Below are 13,924 nucleotides of genomic sequence, written 5' to 3' on the forward strand. Positions count from 1 at the left end.
CGGGCCACACGCCCCGGCGAAGAATACCGCACCCCCACCGACCAGGAATGGGAAGCTTTCCTCTCGCACTTCGAGCGGCGCAAACTGTCCGTCGGTACCTGCGCACGCGCCTTTAACACCCCCTGTATACACGAGCACGCATGTGTCAGATGTTCCCTGCTCAGACCGGATCCGGCCCAGCGCCAACGACTCGAAGAGATCCACGACAACCTACAAGCCCGCCTGGCGGAAGCCCACCGCGAAGCCTGGATCGGCGAGATCGAAGGACTCGAAGTCAGCCTCAACGGCGCCAAACAGAAACTCGCACTACTCGACACCGGCAAATCCACCCGCACCACAGCCACCAACCTCGGCATGCCCGGATTCGCCCAAATCGCAGGCCGCTCCGGCACCGCCGCGCTGCCAACACCCGCCATCTAACTCACCACCGAGAACCAGCCGCCATCGACTGAAAACTAGTTCAGAGAAAGCGACGGGTTCTGCTTCCTCGGGTTCCGCATCCAGTGGCGCCGCAAGGCAGGCACGAACGACAAGTGGCACGTCTACACCTACATCGCCGACCGACCGATCCGGTCGCTGAAGGCGAAGATCCGTGCCCTGACACCCAGGACGTCGCAAGCCAACCCCGGGGACGTGCTGACCAGACTCAATCAGATCATGCACGGCTGGGCCAACTACTTCAAGCACGCAGTGGCGAAACACACCTTCATCGCACTGGCCCACTTCGCCTGGCGGCGAGTGATCCGGTGGCTGATGACCCTGCACCGCTGGACGTGGAAGGACGTCCGCAGATGGCTCGTCACCCCCTCCGGGAACTGGCGGCCACCGCACGCGGACGGAATCGAACTCCTCGACCTGGCCCAAGTGCCAGTCACCCGATACCGGTACCGAGGAACAAGAATCCCCAACCCCTGGACAACGCCAACCACACCTGACGGCAGATTCCGTGGAGAGCCCGTTGCGGTGTAAGCCGCACGGCGGGTTCGGCGAGCGGCCTGGAGAAACGGGCCGGTGGCAACACCGGCACCGCGCTCCAGGCCGACTCTACGAATTAGTGCCGCCGACCTGGGCGGACACGAATAAGGCTTTTGAATAGGGTTCCGGGTGAAGAAGAAAGCCGACAGCGGAACCCGCCACGCCGCCCCACCCACCGTCCGCATGGCCAACAAGCCCCGCCCAACCACCGAACTAGCAGCTCACAAGCCATTCGCGCTCGAACTCGCAGCATGATCCACTTAGTCTACGTGGCATTGGACCTGGTCCTGGCCGCCTACCGCGACCACCTCTGCGGTATCCAGCCCTCCGGGCCCGGGGCCCGCGGCCTGCTGGAGTTCTTCGACAGCGTGGACGGACAGCTTGGCCCCGAGTCGAAGGCGGCGCCGCACCTGATTGCCACCGACCAGGCGGTCAGGGGAATGCTGATGAAGCGCGCCGCCACCCTGCACCTGGGCGCCGCGAACTACTGCTGGTTCGCCGACCCGGCCAAGGCCCTGTGCCTGCGACTGGCCGGAACCCCGACGGCGAGCGCGCCGCTGATCGGGATGTGCGATTTCGCCCGCTGCCCGCAGGCCACCCACCACCCCTGCCACCGGCCGCTCTGGGCCGGCGCCGTTAGGTCGGGCACAACCTTCCTCGGACAACTCGGCCGGGGGCAGGCCGCCGAGCGCGCACGGCTGGGCGAACAGGTCGCGCGCGCCGAGCGCGTCCTGCGAGCGATCGACGCCGCCGCGAGCGGCCACGCACACGAAGGGACGGAGCGCTGATGGGGCGCATCACCGGGCGGGAGCGCGAGCGCAACGAGGCCGCGCTGCGCGCCGCGATGGACCGGCTGCTGTCCGGCGCGATCCCGCCAGGCGGCGGCTGTGATCTAAAGACCCTGGCCGCCGAGGCCGGGGTCACCCGCACCGGGTTCTACCCCAAGGGCGAGCGCCCCGGCCCCTACCAGCACCTGGCCGAGGAGTTCGAGCGGCGCCGCGCCGCGATGACCGAGGCGGGCCAGATCCCCGACCCGCGCGACGCGCAGATCAGCAGGCTGAAACGGCAGAACGCTGCCCTGCGCGAACGCCTGGCCGAACGCGACACGCAGGCCGCGCAGCACGAAGCATTCAAACGCCGCGCGATCTCCCAACTGGCCGCCCAGCACGAGGAGATCCAGCGCCTGCGCTCCACGTCACTGGAGACAGGCAACGTCAGGTCTCTGCGTTCTGGCCGTCAGCGATAAGGTCAGTACAAGCTCGATCCTCGTCTCGCAGAACATTGCGATTCCCTGGATCGCACGATAGGCTTCCCCCTGGATCGATTCCTGATATCAGGACTCACATTCCACAATCATGGGGGTTTCGAAATGCTCGCGTTCAAGCATCTGCGTTCGTTCTCGCTCGTCGCTGCGGGAACACTGGTCACGCTGCCGGTCCTGGTCGGACAGGCGGCGTCGGCAGCCACAGCGTCCACGACGACCGGGGGCTCCGCCACATACATCCCGGCCACCTCGCCTGACCTTCCCCGGGGCTCCGCGACGTACACTGCGGCGAACGCCGCGGGTCCGGCCGCTTCGGTGACCGGGGTGCCGCAGCTTGGTTCCAGCCTGCGCGCTGGCTCGATCGGGGCGCCCGCCGCCATCACGCCGAATGCGTCCTGGATCTGCTCGGTGTACACCTCTGACCCGTCGAAGACGATCGAGGAGGGCCAGCAGGTGATCTTCGGCGAGAGCGACCAGTTGTGCTCGGGGGTCGGCTACGCCCCGGTGCGGACGGTCACCGTCATCCAGCAGTACCGCGGCCTGGGATTCTGGGCCAACAAGGACAGTTTCGACACTGGTCTGATCGATGACGACTACTCTGGGGCTGACGCGTGGTGGATCTGCGCCAGCGGCACCGGCAACCAGTTGTACCGGGTGATCGGCGACAACTATGCCGAGGCGAACGCCTATGAGCAGTCGGTTCAATCGTTGAACTACCTGCGCGTTACATGCCCTTCCTGATCGTTCGCCACGGCGAACGCGGCACTGGCCGTGCCCGGCTCGCTGCGGGACTCGCTGCGGTGTGCACGGTGGTCGGTCTTGCTGCTGGTTGCGGTAGCGCCGTTGGTGCAACCGCAACCACGTCCGCCAGCCCCATACGGCGGACTCCTACGCTCGGCGCGGCCATCCGGAATCACATCAACACTTTGTGTAGTGCTGCCGTTCACCAGGTCCCAGTGGTGGACCCCGGCTCCACCACAGATTTCGCCCGCCTCGCTGGCGCGCACCTCGCCGCTGAGCGGCAGCTCATCGCGGAAGTGGAGACTGCCATCGGGTCGGACCGCGCAGCCAGAGGTGCCGTTGAGGCGCACTACCTCGATCCCCTGCGCGCAGAGCTCGACGCAGACTCACCCGTCGTCAGCGCCATGACGAGCGCGGCACGCGCCGGGGGAACCGCGGCGTTCAACAAGGCGGTGCGCGAGTTCCAGGCGAACGCCGACCGGTACGAACCGGCGATGAACGAGTATCTTCAGCAGAGCGGATTGACCGAGTGCGTTCTGGGGTGACTGCGATGGGATACACGGTCGGCAGCTTCAACATCGAGACTCTGCCCGGTCCGGTCACCAGCCTGGACCGGGTAAGGGTTCGCGCGATCGGATCGACCGGAGGCGGAGCCGACCGCCACCGCGACCCCGGTGCGGCCGAGGTCGCGCCGGCCCCACGCCGCAGCCACCGGATCGTGCGGTCTCGCGGGTCGGGCCGCCCCGAGGAGTACCTGGTCTACGGCTTGATCGGCTCGGACGCGCAACCGCTCGCGCCGACAGTGACCGTGGTACGCGGCCGACTGCTGCGAAGAACCACCACCGCGGCGACACAGGTGGTCGCGACGAACGTGTGGGTTGCCACATACCGGGGGCGCGCGAGGCAGATCCTCGTCGCCTCCAGCCAGGAGCCAAACAGCCAGGCGGCACGCAGCAGCCCCTGGTACCGGAGGATGAACCGCGGCCTGCCGCGGCGGCGCGCGACGTATCAGAGCCGGACCTAGCGTCAGCGACTGGTCGGCCGACTGACTGGGTGGCGCGGTAAAGCGTACGACCGTGGGCCGCAGCGGTCAGATGTCGACCTCGTCATCGCTGTGCGGCAGGGGCACGAACTGCTGCGCGTGGTCGCTGTATGCCAGGCGCTGCGCGGCGTCGCGCGACCTGACCCAGGCCAGCGTCCCGGCGCGCTCGCCCTCGAACTCCTGCACACCCACCTCGACCCCATCCGCATCGGGCGCGGGATACCGGTCGATCCAGGTGCCGCTCCACGCGCGGACTCCGTCGCGGTCGCCGACCAGGTTGAAGTACACCGTGCCGTGTCCGGGACGCGGGCGACCGACACGCTGCGGCGGATTGTCGGTGGAAAGCTTCGCTTTCGGCGCGTAGCGCCGGGGAACATCGAAGGTGTCGCTCATCCCTGGCTCCTTGCTGCCAACAGCGGACGCGACCGTGCCGACCTGGGGGCTGATCGCTCATACGGCAGCTTAACGATCGGCGATTCCCGCCCGTACCTGGCTACCGGTTCTTCCGTCGCGCCGCCTTATCCGCCCGCCGCCGGTCTTTGCGCGCCCGCTCCAGGCGCCGATTCGCCGCGGGCGTCCAGCCGTCGCGCTCGGCGCGCACCAGCCGCGCGAGGGTCGTGCGCGCCGCGTCGTCGTCATCGAGTAGGTACGCGGGGCAGGGCTGCGGCGCCCGGTGGTCGTGGGCGAGTTCGGCCTCGAGTTCGGCGCGCAACTGCTCGCCCTGCTCGTAGGTGACGAGCTCGACGGGTTGCCCGAAGTAGATCTCGACGCCCAGCGCGGTGAGTTGGAAGCGGTAGCTGTCGAATCCGGCGATGCCTGCGCTCTGCCCGCGCGGCAGGCCCTTGGGCAGCTCGGTGAGCGCGAGCGTGGTCTCGCGCGAGCGGCGCGCGTGCGGGGAGGTCAGGTGTGGGCAGACCATCGCGCTGTAGATCATGCAGGCCCGGTGCCCGGGTCCCTCTGCGGCCGCGGCGGCCCGGATCAGGGGCTTTCCGGTTTCGAGGGATAGGGCCACCGCTTCGGCGGTGTCGCCATCGACCATCCGCCACACTGGGCCGCGCGCCATGGGTGTGCCGCACACCGCGCAACGGCGCTCCATCAGGCATATCAGGGTTCGGATGCTGCTTTGCTCGGCGAAGTGGGGCTGGCCGCCGCTCCACGGGGTGATGGCGGGGATCGGATAGCCCCGTGCGTCGCGCGGGCGCGCGGCGAGCGCGCGCGGCATCGGCACGGTCTCTGGCCGGATCGTCATAGCAGGCCATTATTGCGAACCGTGAGTCATCGAGGATCAGGGTTCGGACAAACCATGGTCGGTTGTCGATCCGTATGGCGCACCGCTCGGGGCGCTGGGTTCGCGCATCCGGGCACCGCGCCGCAGCAGCGGGCGGTCACGTGGTCGCGGGTCTGTCGCCGGGATCGTGGCTGGCTGTGGCGGCTGCGACGGCGGCGGTGTACAGCTCGTCGGTCAGATCCTGCTCTGCGATGCCGAGGTCGCGCAGTACGGCGCGCACGGTCTTAAGCGCGGGGGTGAGATCGGCTTCGCTCGGCACGATGGTTTCGAGCTCGATGAAGGTGCCGTCGATCTCGGGGACGGTGACCACGGTGGCGAGCATGTCGCGCCCCTCGCTCCGCAGGCGGTAGTTGCGGCAGTGCTTGGTGAACGCGATCTGGGTGCGGTAGCCCAGGCCGCGCAGGATCGCCTCGGCCGCCCGCGGATCGGCGACCTGGGTCTCGTGCTCGGGCTTGGAGCCGCTTTCCCGGTCCACGGCCGGCGCCTTGTAGGTGAGCAGGTGCCGGGTTTCCTCGGGGCTTTGCACGGTGCGCAGCCGAAGCTCCTGGCCGCTGGCGGCGAAGGCACCGTCGGGCGAGTCGAAGTAGTGGTCGCGGTAGGTGGCCGGCGCCGCCGGGGCGAGTTGGTCGAGTGCGGATAGCAGTGCGGCCTCGTCGCGCACGCGGGCCTTGAGTTCGGCTTCGATGGGCATGGGCGCGGTTCTCCTCGGCCTAGAGGAAGCGGTCGGCGGTGGTGGTCATCTCCTGGAACATGCGGCGAAAGCCGCGGTGCAGCGCCCCGCCGGTGGCGATGTCGATGCGGTAGATCGGCGAGGCGTGGCCCTCCCAGTCGGCATCGAAGGTGGAGACGAACAGCGTCTCGTCCAGGGCGATGATGCGCCAGGTGGGCAGGGTGGTGTACCGGTATGCCTCAAGCGCGAGCCCGGGGACAGCGGCCAGGTCGCGCAGCTTGTGCTCGGCCAGGCGCACGGCGGTGGCGAAGCCGGCCGGACTCTCGCCGATCTCGGCGGCCCGGCGGGCGGCGGCCTCGCTGTCGGCATCCACGATCAGGACCCGGATCCCCAGTGGCGCGGCGCGGCGGCCGGTCACCGCGGCGCGCAGCAGCGAGTCGTTCAGTCCCAGCAGCCCCAGGCCGCGCACCGCGAGCAGGTCGAGCGACTGGGCGCCGCGGGCCAGCTGCCTGATATCGCGGGCGGCGGCCTGCTGGGAGTGGTAGCTGCGCGCCACCGCGCTGGTGGCCTCGGCCAGATCGTCCAGGTCGGTGGCCTGCCGGGCTGCGGCCGGGGCCAGACCGAGCATCATCCGCGCCGCATCCGGCATGTTCAGCCCGTCCGCGATCCGCTCGAACAGGTCCAGGCGCACGACCTCCCGCTTGCGGTTGATCAGTTCATTGACCCGGCCTTGCCCCATGCCGATCGCGGAGGCCAGGTGGGCCTGCGACACGCCGGTGTGCTGTTGCGCGAAGGACAGCAGCGCGGCGGCATCCCGCGCGCGCAGCGCGCGGCGCACCTCCGGGCGGCGCCAGGCGGCCGCCGGGAGCACGACCGCATCGCGTGTGCTGTTTATCACGCTCCGAAGCATACATCTCACGGTGAGATACCCGTTGTGGTATCGCAGAGCCCATCGGTACCCGGGCACGGTGATGGGCATGAGTTCACTCGCCTTCCCGCTCGCGCGGCGGCACGGCCTGCAGGAGTGGGGGCGCGGGCCACGACACAGTGGTCCCCGGCGCCGATCCGCGCCGCGCCGTGCGCGCGAGAAATTCCCGACGAGGAGAACACGATGAGCATCACCACCGAGTACGAGGCGAAGATCCTGGCCGTGGACCCCGACCTGATCGTCGGGCGCATCAAGCGGGCGGGCGGAACGCACGTGGCCGACCGGCTGATGCGCCGCTACGTCTACGACATCGTGCCGGGCGATGACTCCACGTGGATCCGGCTGCGAGACACCGGCCGGGAGACCACGCTGTGCGTCAAGCAGATCATCTCGGACGCCATCGACGGGGTGCGCGAGGTCGAGGTCAACGTCTCCGATTTCGCGGGGGCCAACGCCTTGTTGGGGATGCTCGGCTTCGCCCCGAAGGCGTACCAGGAGAACCGCCGCTCGTCCTGGCGGCTCGGTTCGGTGCGCCTGGAGATCGATTCCTGGCCGCTGATCCCGCCGTATCTGGAGATCGAGGCCGATTCCACCGAGCAGGTCCACGCCGCCGCGCAGCGGCTGGGCTTCCAGGTGGCGCAGCTGACAGCGGAGAACACCACGGCCGTGTACGCGCGCTACGGGCACGACCTGGCCGCGCTGACCGAGCTGCGCTTTCCCGGCAGCGAACCTACGGAGGGATAGACATGATCACTGAGGTGACCGGGATCCGCAGGATCCGGATGCTGTATGTGCAACTGCTCTACCGGTGTAACTTCCGGTGCCTGCACTGCTTCCACGGCGAGCGCCTGGCCTGGCGCGACGCGTACACCTATGAGCAGGCCGCCGCGCTGCTGGGGCTCATGCGCGCCGACTACGATCTTGAGGCGGTCAACTTCCTGGGCGGTGAGCCGTTCCTGTCCGAGCACCTGCCGGCGCTGCTCGCCTTCGCCAAGCGCACGCTGGGGCTGCGCACCGAGATCTGCACCAACGGCTTCCGGATCACCCGGCAACTGTCCGGGTGCGCACCAGACATCGACTTGCTGCGGGTGTCCTTGGAGGGGCTGGAGGAGGCCAACGACCGCATTCGGCATCCCGGCAGCTTCAAGGCCGCGCTGGAGACCTTCGAGCGCGCGGCTGACTTGGGGATCGCGACCGGCGCGACGATGACCGTGACGGCCGCGAACGCCGCGGACGTGGTGCCGCTGGCCGCGCTGCTGCAGCAGCGCGGTGTCGGCCAGTTGAAGCTGCACTGTCTGCGCCCGGTCGGCAACGCCGCTGCGCACCCGGACCTGCAGGTGGTCGACCCGGTGGTCTACGAGGTGCTGTACCGGCGGATCGCGGACGCCGGGCTGCGCATCGAGATGATTGCCGATGAAGACCTAAGCCCCGCGGCGGACGGCGCCGGGTGCCGCCCCGCGCCGGACACCGCGGTGCTGGACCGGATCGAGAGCGACCCGCGCGGCAACCTGACGATGTCCTGCAAGGCGGTGGGCAAGGACGCCCACGCCTTCACCTATGACAAGACGCTGGGCCGTATCGACTACCACCCCAGCGCGCTGGACGAGCTGACGCTCGCGGTGCCCGACGTGGTCTACTCCCGTGTCTGAGCCGCTGTTCATCGCGTTGGAGGGGCCGCGCGGCAGCGGCAAGAGCACGATCGCTCCGCTGCTGGCCGACGCGCTGAACGCCGATCTGCTGCCCTCGGTGCCGGCCGAATACCAGCCGCTGCGCCGCTACCTCGATGAGCACGGCCGCAGCCCGGACGCCCGCTACGCGCTGTTCCTCTCCGCCCTGCTGACCGCCGCCGATCAGATCCGCGAGCGTTTGGAACGCGGCCGCGGCGTCGTGGTGGAAAGCTACTTCGCCCGCGCCGTAGCGACCCATCGCGGCTACGGCTCAACCCTCCACGTCGAGCTGCCCGCGCACGTGCCCTGGCCCACGATCTACCGGCTGGAGTGCGACCCGGCACACCGGGCGAGGCGAACAGCGCAGCGCGCGAAACCCGACACCTGGTGGGACCAGCTCGCCGAACGCAACAGCGCCGCCATCGACCAGGCATACACCCGCTTCCCCGCACACCGCATCGACACCACCGGACGGACCCCGGCCCAGAGCCTCGCCGAGATCCTCGCGCACAAGGAGGCGTGCACCTGTGGCCACGCTCAGCCTTTGGGACTCAACCCTCACCTTCTTCCCGCAGTTCCTCGCCGCGCTGCGTGAACACCCCGCGCCGCAGCCCACCACCGCGGTGATCGGCGCCTCAGACGGCAAGTTCGTCCTGCCGCTCGTGCACGCCGGCCACAACGTGCTGGCCGTCGAACGCGATAACACCGCCCTGCACGGCGGCGTGGTCGACCTGCCCGACGGCGCGCGCACCCGGGTGCCGGGCCTGACCCACCGCCTGGCCGCGGACGGCATCGGGCATCGGGTCACCATCCGCCAAGCAGACTTCCTCGACGCGCCGCCCGAGCCGGAGTGCTGCCACGCGGTGTGGACCAGCTGTTCCTGGCACTACAGCGTCAACCACCGCCGGCCACTGTCCGACTTCGTCGCCACCATGCAGGCCATGGTCAAGCCCGGGGGCCTGTTCGGCGCCGAGTTCATGATGCCGGTCGAGCCGCGCCACGACCTGATCGAGCACTACACCACACCAAACCGCCTCGCCGAGTACTTCGCAGCGCACTGGAGGATCCTGCTGACCCTGCAGACCTCGAGGTTCGTCGAGCAGCCGCACATCGGTCAGCCCTTCGAACACGAACACCGCATGGGTTTGCTGATCGCCCGGCGCGAAGCGCGCGCGAGGTGAGCACCCGCGCCGAGCACGCACAGCGGCAATCCTCGAACGCTGCGACAAGCCGCACGGCTGCTGCGCCGACCACCGCAAACAGGACGACCTCGGTGACGCCGAGGCCACAAGAACCGGTCCGAAGCGGACAACGCAAGGACGCCGCGATGAGAATCCAGAGCGCCACGGCACCGGCGGCGCGCACACACACGGTGACGCTGCCCGCCGTGCTGCGGGCCGTGCACACGGCCCGCGCGTGCGTGCGCTCGCTCGTGACGCACTGGGCCTGCGCGGTCGACCAGGATGACGCGGTCCTGTTGGCCAGCAGCCTGATCGCGCACGTGGTGCTGCGCCGCACCACAGACGAGCAATACGGACGAACCTCGATCCGCCTGGTAGTGAGCCAGAGCACGACCGCTTTGTGCATCGAGGTCCACGACTGCGGTGGCGGAGAACCGGCCTTGGCACATGCCGACACCGATGCGGCCGCCGAGTGCGGTCGCCTGCTCGAAGCGGTCCACCTGCTGGCAGACGAGTGGGGCTGCACCCGCGGCCCCGCCGGGCGGCGCTTCCATGCCGTCCTGAACACCGCACCGAACCAACACACATCAGGTTCGGCCCGCGCCGGCGCGCATCCCGAAACGCCGGCGCCGAACAGCCCGGCCGGGGCCAGCGCGCTGTTCTCCCGGCTGGCCCGGCGCAAGCAAGCTCACCGCATCCGCGCGCGGGCCACGTGCGCCGCGGCTCGCCGGCACCCGGCCTGGCAGCCATGGGAGTGACGACGATGGCAACGCTGCGCCGCAGCAGCCCGTTCTCCTGGGACGCCGCCGGTCTGGACCGCGCGCTGGCCCTCGCTAGCGCGGACGCGCGCGCCGGGATGCTGGCGACCTGCCGTGACCTGTTGGCCGAAACCCGCTGCGAGAACGACTTCGCGCGCCGCGGCTACGCCAGCGCGGTGCTCGGCTCGGCCTGTGCGACATCGAACGCCGCGGAGCTGTGGACCGGTGAGGACCCTGATAATCCGGATGCCTGGCTGGTGTGGGCGCGCGTCGCGGCGATCCGGGCGCTGCGTTTCGGGGACCGGCGCGACGATCGAACCCGCGAGCTGATCGGGATCGCGGTGCGCGCCTGCCACACCGCGGTCGGCCTGTCCGAATCCGATCCGACGCCGCAGGTGATCCTGCTCGGCCTTGACCGGTTGCGCTACCGGAGGCCCACCCCAGCCCCGGCGCCGCTCGCGCTGACGATCCCCGGGCCCTGGGATCAGCTGGCGCGGGTGGCGCGGCGCGACCGGCACAACCGCGAGGCAGGCCATCAGCTGCTGAACTACTACCACCCGCGCCACGGCGGTGACGCCCGGCACCTGCACCAGGTTGCCTCCTGGGCGGCGAAGGTCAGCCTGCCCGACTCACCGTTGCAACTGCTGCCACTGGTCGCCGACCTCGAGGCCCCCGACGTCGGCCCCGACCCGCTGGACCAGGACCAACTACGCCGGATGGCGATGCTGCACAACCTGATCGCAGACATCGACGCCGGACGGGTTCAGGGCGATCCGGAAGAACTGGCCAAGCAGCGCGCCCGATTCACGCACCGCCTCCAGCAGGAGCAGGACCCTCGCTCCGACGACTACCACCGGCGCCGCTCCCTGGCCTTGATCGCGAAGGACCTGTACGAGGCGTGGTTCGGCGAGGGCCGCACCCCGCCCTACGTCCCGATACGCGACCTATCCGTGCTCGCCCACGCCCTGTACGTCGGCGAGTGGCGCCTGCCCGCGGCGGCGGTCCTGCAATACCTCGGCCCGCACGCCTGCACCTACCCCTGGTCGCTGCTTAGCGACGACCCCGAGAAGGAACTGATCCGGGTCTACCGGGACCGCCACGTCCCGCTGCCGCGCGAGCACCCCGGCTGACCCGACCGCGATCCTGCCCGCGCCACCGGCGCCACCGCGTCTCGCCCCCGTGGGCGGGGCGGCGCCCAACCCATCCCGCAACCCGATTGTGAGGTACCCGCATGTCCACTACCGCCGCGACCGGGCAGCACCCCGGCCCGCCCACAATCTCCGAGGACGACCGCCGCCTGCACGAACTGGGCTACCCACGCACCCTGCTTCCGCGCATGTCCTTCTTCGAATCCTTCGCCATCCCGTTCAGCACCATCAGCATCCTGACCGGGCCGGTGACCCTGTTCACCTTCGCCATGACCACCGGAGGACCCGCCGCCCTGATGTGGACCTGGATCCTCGGCGGGCCGCTGGTGCTGTGCGTGGCCGCGGCCATGGGACGCATCGGCTCGGCCTACCCGGTCGCCGGCGCGGTGTACTTCTGGACCGCGAAACTCGCCACACGACCCGGTGTTCGCCTCCTGGACCGCGGCCTGGCTCAACGGCCTGGGCAAACTGGCCGGCACCGCCGCGGCGGCCTACTCCACCGCGTTCTTCATCGGCGCGCTCGCCTCGATCCAATGGCACCTGGCCATCACCCCCGATCGCACCCTCGCGATCTTCGCCGCGATCCTGGTCGGCTGCGGCCTGCTCAACGCCTTCGCGGTGCGCCTGGTCGGCCTGTTCAACGCCGCGAGCGTCCTAGTCCACGTCGGCGGCGTCATCGTGATCGCATTCGCGCTGGTCGTGCTGCCCGCCCACCACCAGACGCCGGGCTATGTCTTCGGCCACTTCGCCAACACCACCGGCTGGCATCAGTCCTGGTACGTGTGGATGCTCGCCCCGCTGACCCTGATGTACACCATGACCGGCATCGACTCGGCCGGTGACATGGCCGAGGAGACCAGGCAAGCCTCGAAGAACCCTCCGCGCGCCATGCTCCAGTCGGTGCTGTGGTCCTGGATCCTGGGCGGTCTGCTGTGCTTCGCCTTCCTCTACGCCATCCAGAACTACGCCGGCGAGACGGCCAGCCCCTACGGGGTCGCCCCTGCACAGATCCTCACCGACGCGCTGCCCGGCAGCCTTGCCACCGTCCTGATCATCTGGATCATCATCGCCCAGCTGCTGTGCGTCATGTCCTGTCTCACCGCCAGCCCCCGCATGGGCTACGCCATCGGCCGCGACCGCGCGGTCCCCTTCAGCGGCTTCCTTTACTCGGTGGGCCGCAACCGGGTCCCGGTCAAGGCACTGACCCTGGCGGTGATCGGCTCATTCGTCATCGGCCTGCCCGCCCGCTGGTCGCTCACCCTGTTCTTCGCGGTCACCAGCGTCAGCGCCGCCGCCCTGTTCACCTCCTACGCCATCCCGATCTACCTGAGCGTGCGCCGCGGCAGCCAGTTCGAACCGGGCCCGTGGGACCTGGCCCGCCCGAAGCTGATCGGCGCCTTCGCCATCGGCTACATTGCGATCGCCGCAGTGCTGATCTGCCTGCCAACCAACCGCGACTTCATGCACCCGGCCACCTTCAACTGGACCCCCGTCGCCCTGCTCGCCGCACTCGCGGGCGTAACCGCCTGGTACTGGCTCGGCGGCCGCAAGACCTACCAGGGACCGGTCAGCTACGGCAGCCCCGAGGAACTCGCGGCGATGGAAGCCGACCTGGCCTAAACACACACCCGCACCCACGCGGCCGCGCCGGTCCCCACACCCACACCCATCGGACCGGCAGGCACCGGCAAACCCGTCCTGGAGACAACTCATGAGAGCACCAGCAACACGCCGCGAGCACCCCCGGCCACCGCGAAACAGCACTCGAACCCAGCGCCGCCAGCACCACACACCAGCCGCGATCACCCGGCACGAACTCGCCGGTAAAGCCGACGCCCCTCCCGCATACGACAACACCATGCCGCAGCCCGCGACGTCGCCGCCTCCGTCTGCTACGATCACCGCCTCTCGCAAGCGACACCGCAGGACGCATCAAACAGACACCGGCAACCGCCACGCGACTCGGTTGAATCCGACGCCACCACGGTGGGACACGGCAACTGCCGCGACAATGTACTGTGGCTACGACCTGGCCGCGCACCTGAGCGAGGAGACCCGCTGGGACTGTGTCGATAAAGGTGGGGACCAGTGGAGAGGACTGATTCCTATGACTATCGACGTTGTTGATGTGGAAGGTCCGGTTGTGGTAGAGAGCGCCGAGGCGATCACTACCATCGAGGCGGAGGCCGGGATGTCGGGAGCGGACCTGACGGACCTGCTCGATGCGCGGGCCATCGCACAGCTGGCCGAGCGGGCCAGGCA

18 protein-coding genes and 1 pseudogene are annotated in these 13,924 nt (G+C 69.3%); 14 read left to right on the forward strand and 5 right to left on the reverse strand.

Annotated features, from left to right (window positions below; genetic code table 11):
- From KGA66_RS24510 to KGA66_RS24540, 7 genes and pseudogenes are all read left to right on the forward strand, one after another.
- A pseudogene (locus tag KGA66_RS24510) lies at positions 1 to 420 on the forward strand (site-specific integrase); the annotation flags it as partial.
- Between the two features lie 156 nt (positions 421 to 576).
- Positions 577 to 969: a group II intron maturase-specific domain-containing protein gene (locus tag KGA66_RS32265; protein ID WP_369015954.1), complete on the forward strand. Its 393-nt coding sequence runs from the start codon at positions 577 to 579 to the stop codon at positions 967 to 969.
- A 257-nt stretch (positions 970 to 1,226) separates the two neighbouring features.
- On the forward strand, positions 1,227 to 1,763 hold the full coding sequence (locus KGA66_RS24520) for a hypothetical protein (RefSeq protein ID WP_211471101.1): 537 nt from the start codon (positions 1,227 to 1,229) through the stop codon (positions 1,761 to 1,763).
- Positions 1,763 to 2,221: a hypothetical protein gene (locus tag KGA66_RS24525; protein ID WP_211471103.1), complete on the forward strand. Its 459-nt coding sequence runs from the start codon at positions 1,763 to 1,765 to the stop codon at positions 2,219 to 2,221. Before KGA66_RS24520 ends, KGA66_RS24525 begins: the two co-directional genes overlap by 1 nt.
- Positions 2,222 to 2,344: 123 nt before the next feature.
- On the forward strand, positions 2,345 to 2,980 hold the full coding sequence (locus KGA66_RS24530) for a hypothetical protein (RefSeq protein WP_211471105.1): 636 nt from the start codon (positions 2,345 to 2,347) through the stop codon (positions 2,978 to 2,980).
- 218 nt (positions 2,981 to 3,198) lie between these two features.
- Positions 3,199 to 3,525, forward strand: a complete 327-nt coding sequence (locus KGA66_RS24535; protein ID WP_211471107.1) for a hypothetical protein — start codon at positions 3,199 to 3,201, stop codon at positions 3,523 to 3,525.
- A gap of 5 nt (positions 3,526 to 3,530) precedes the next feature.
- Entirely contained in the window at positions 3,531 to 4,004 is a 474-nt protein-coding gene (locus KGA66_RS24540) for a hypothetical protein (RefSeq protein ID WP_211471108.1), read from the forward strand.
- A 66-nt stretch (positions 4,005 to 4,070) separates the two neighbouring features.
- Here the strand turns inward: KGA66_RS24540 and KGA66_RS24545 are convergent, their stop codons facing one another.
- The 4 genes from KGA66_RS24545 to KGA66_RS24560 all read right to left on the reverse strand — a co-directional run bounded on the left by KGA66_RS24545 (position 4,071) and on the right by KGA66_RS24560 (position 6,878).
- Positions 4,071 to 4,415, reverse strand: a complete 345-nt coding sequence (locus KGA66_RS24545) for a hypothetical protein (RefSeq protein ID WP_211471110.1) — start codon at positions 4,413 to 4,415, stop codon at positions 4,071 to 4,073.
- A gap of 100 nt (positions 4,416 to 4,515) precedes the next feature.
- Positions 4,516 to 5,271 carry a hypothetical protein gene (locus KGA66_RS24550; RefSeq protein ID WP_211471112.1) on the reverse strand — a complete coding sequence of 252 codons (756 nt, stop codon included), beginning with the start codon at positions 5,269 to 5,271 and terminating at the stop codon, positions 4,516 to 4,518.
- Positions 5,272 to 5,407: 136 nt separating this feature from the next.
- Positions 5,408 to 6,001: a class IV adenylate cyclase gene (gene cyaB, locus KGA66_RS24555; protein WP_211471114.1), complete on the reverse strand. Its 594-nt coding sequence runs from the start codon at positions 5,999 to 6,001 to the stop codon at positions 5,408 to 5,410.
- 19 nt (positions 6,002 to 6,020) lie between these two features.
- Positions 6,021 to 6,878, reverse strand: coding sequence for a helix-turn-helix domain-containing protein (locus tag KGA66_RS24560; RefSeq protein WP_211471116.1), 858 nt, complete (start codon positions 6,876 to 6,878; stop codon positions 6,021 to 6,023).
- 213 nt (positions 6,879 to 7,091) lie between these two features.
- Between KGA66_RS24560 and KGA66_RS24565 the strand changes: the two genes are divergently transcribed.
- The 6 genes from KGA66_RS24565 (at position 7,092) to KGA66_RS24590 (ending at position 11,644) form a co-directional block, all read left to right on the forward strand.
- On the forward strand, positions 7,092 to 7,652 hold the full coding sequence (locus tag KGA66_RS24565; protein ID WP_211471119.1) for a class IV adenylate cyclase: 561 nt from the start codon (positions 7,092 to 7,094) through the stop codon (positions 7,650 to 7,652).
- A gap of 2 nt (positions 7,653 to 7,654) precedes the next feature.
- Complete coding sequence (locus tag KGA66_RS24570; RefSeq protein WP_211471121.1) at positions 7,655 to 8,557, forward strand: radical SAM protein; 903 nt, start codon at positions 7,655 to 7,657, stop codon at positions 8,555 to 8,557.
- Positions 8,550 to 9,170 (forward strand): AAA family ATPase, encoded by a 621-nt coding sequence (locus KGA66_RS24575; RefSeq protein WP_211471123.1) that lies wholly within the window; start codon positions 8,550 to 8,552, stop codon positions 9,168 to 9,170. The genes KGA66_RS24570 and KGA66_RS24575 overlap by 8 nt, the downstream gene beginning before the upstream one ends.
- Positions 9,103 to 9,756 (forward strand): class I SAM-dependent methyltransferase, encoded by a 654-nt coding sequence (locus tag KGA66_RS24580; protein ID WP_211471125.1) that lies wholly within the window; start codon positions 9,103 to 9,105, stop codon positions 9,754 to 9,756. Before KGA66_RS24575 ends, KGA66_RS24580 begins: the two co-directional genes overlap by 68 nt.
- Positions 9,757 to 9,902: 146 nt before the next feature.
- Positions 9,903 to 10,514, forward strand: coding sequence for an ATP-binding protein (locus KGA66_RS24585; protein ID WP_211471127.1), 612 nt, complete (start codon positions 9,903 to 9,905; stop codon positions 10,512 to 10,514).
- A 5-nt stretch (positions 10,515 to 10,519) separates the two neighbouring features.
- Positions 10,520 to 11,644 (forward strand): hypothetical protein, encoded by a 1,125-nt coding sequence (locus KGA66_RS24590; protein ID WP_211471129.1) that lies wholly within the window; start codon positions 10,520 to 10,522, stop codon positions 11,642 to 11,644.
- A gap of 181 nt (positions 11,645 to 11,825) precedes the next feature.
- Here KGA66_RS24590 and KGA66_RS32565 read toward each other — a convergent pair whose 3' ends face one another.
- Entirely contained in the window at positions 11,826 to 12,011 is a 186-nt protein-coding gene (locus tag KGA66_RS32565; RefSeq protein WP_211471135.1) for a hypothetical protein, read from the reverse strand.
- A 74-nt stretch (positions 12,012 to 12,085) separates the two neighbouring features.
- Between KGA66_RS32565 and KGA66_RS24600 the strand changes: the two genes are divergently transcribed.
- A complete protein-coding gene (locus KGA66_RS24600) occupies positions 12,086 to 13,282 on the forward strand; it encodes an amino acid permease (protein WP_211471131.1) in 1,197 nt (398 codons plus the stop codon).
- Positions 13,283 to 13,924 lie beyond the last annotated feature (642 nt).

This window comes from Actinocrinis puniceicyclus (assembly GCF_018283645.1).
In the GTDB taxonomy this organism is placed as follows: Bacteria; Actinomycetota; Actinomycetes; order Streptomycetales; family Catenulisporaceae; genus Actinocrinis; species Actinocrinis puniceicyclus.

Excerpts from the sequence above, each read along its gene's own strand:
- KGA66_RS24520 (WP_211471101.1), top strand. The coding sequence starts at position 1,227 with ATGATCCACTTAGTCTACGTGGCATTGGACCTGGTCCTGGCCGCCTAC.
- KGA66_RS24525 (WP_211471103.1), top strand. The coding sequence starts at position 1,763 with ATGGGGCGCATCACCGGGCGGGAGCGCGAGCGCAACGAGGCCGCGCTG.
- KGA66_RS24530 (WP_211471105.1), top strand. The coding sequence starts at position 2,345 with ATGCTCGCGTTCAAGCATCTGCGTTCGTTCTCGCTCGTCGCTGCGGGA.
- KGA66_RS24540 (WP_211471108.1), top strand. The coding sequence starts at position 3,531 with ATGGGATACACGGTCGGCAGCTTCAACATCGAGACTCTGCCCGGTCCG.
- KGA66_RS24545 (WP_211471110.1), bottom strand. The coding sequence starts at position 4,415 with ATGAGCGACACCTTCGATGTTCCCCGGCGCTACGCGCCGAAAGCGAAG.
- KGA66_RS24550 (WP_211471112.1), bottom strand. The coding sequence starts at position 5,271 with ATGACGATCCGGCCAGAGACCGTGCCGATGCCGCGCGCGCTCGCCGCG.
- cyaB (WP_211471114.1), bottom strand. The coding sequence starts at position 6,001 with ATGCCCATCGAAGCCGAACTCAAGGCCCGCGTGCGCGACGAGGCCGCA.
- KGA66_RS24565 (WP_211471119.1), top strand. The coding sequence starts at position 7,092 with ATGAGCATCACCACCGAGTACGAGGCGAAGATCCTGGCCGTGGACCCC.
- KGA66_RS24570 (WP_211471121.1), top strand. The coding sequence starts at position 7,655 with ATGATCACTGAGGTGACCGGGATCCGCAGGATCCGGATGCTGTATGTG.
- KGA66_RS24585 (WP_211471127.1), top strand. The coding sequence starts at position 9,903 with ATGAGAATCCAGAGCGCCACGGCACCGGCGGCGCGCACACACACGGTG.
- KGA66_RS24590 (WP_211471129.1), top strand. The coding sequence starts at position 10,520 with ATGGCAACGCTGCGCCGCAGCAGCCCGTTCTCCTGGGACGCCGCCGGT.
- KGA66_RS32565 (WP_211471135.1), bottom strand. The coding sequence starts at position 12,011 with ATGGCCGCGGCCACGCACAGCACCAGCGGCCCGCCGAGGATCCAGGTC.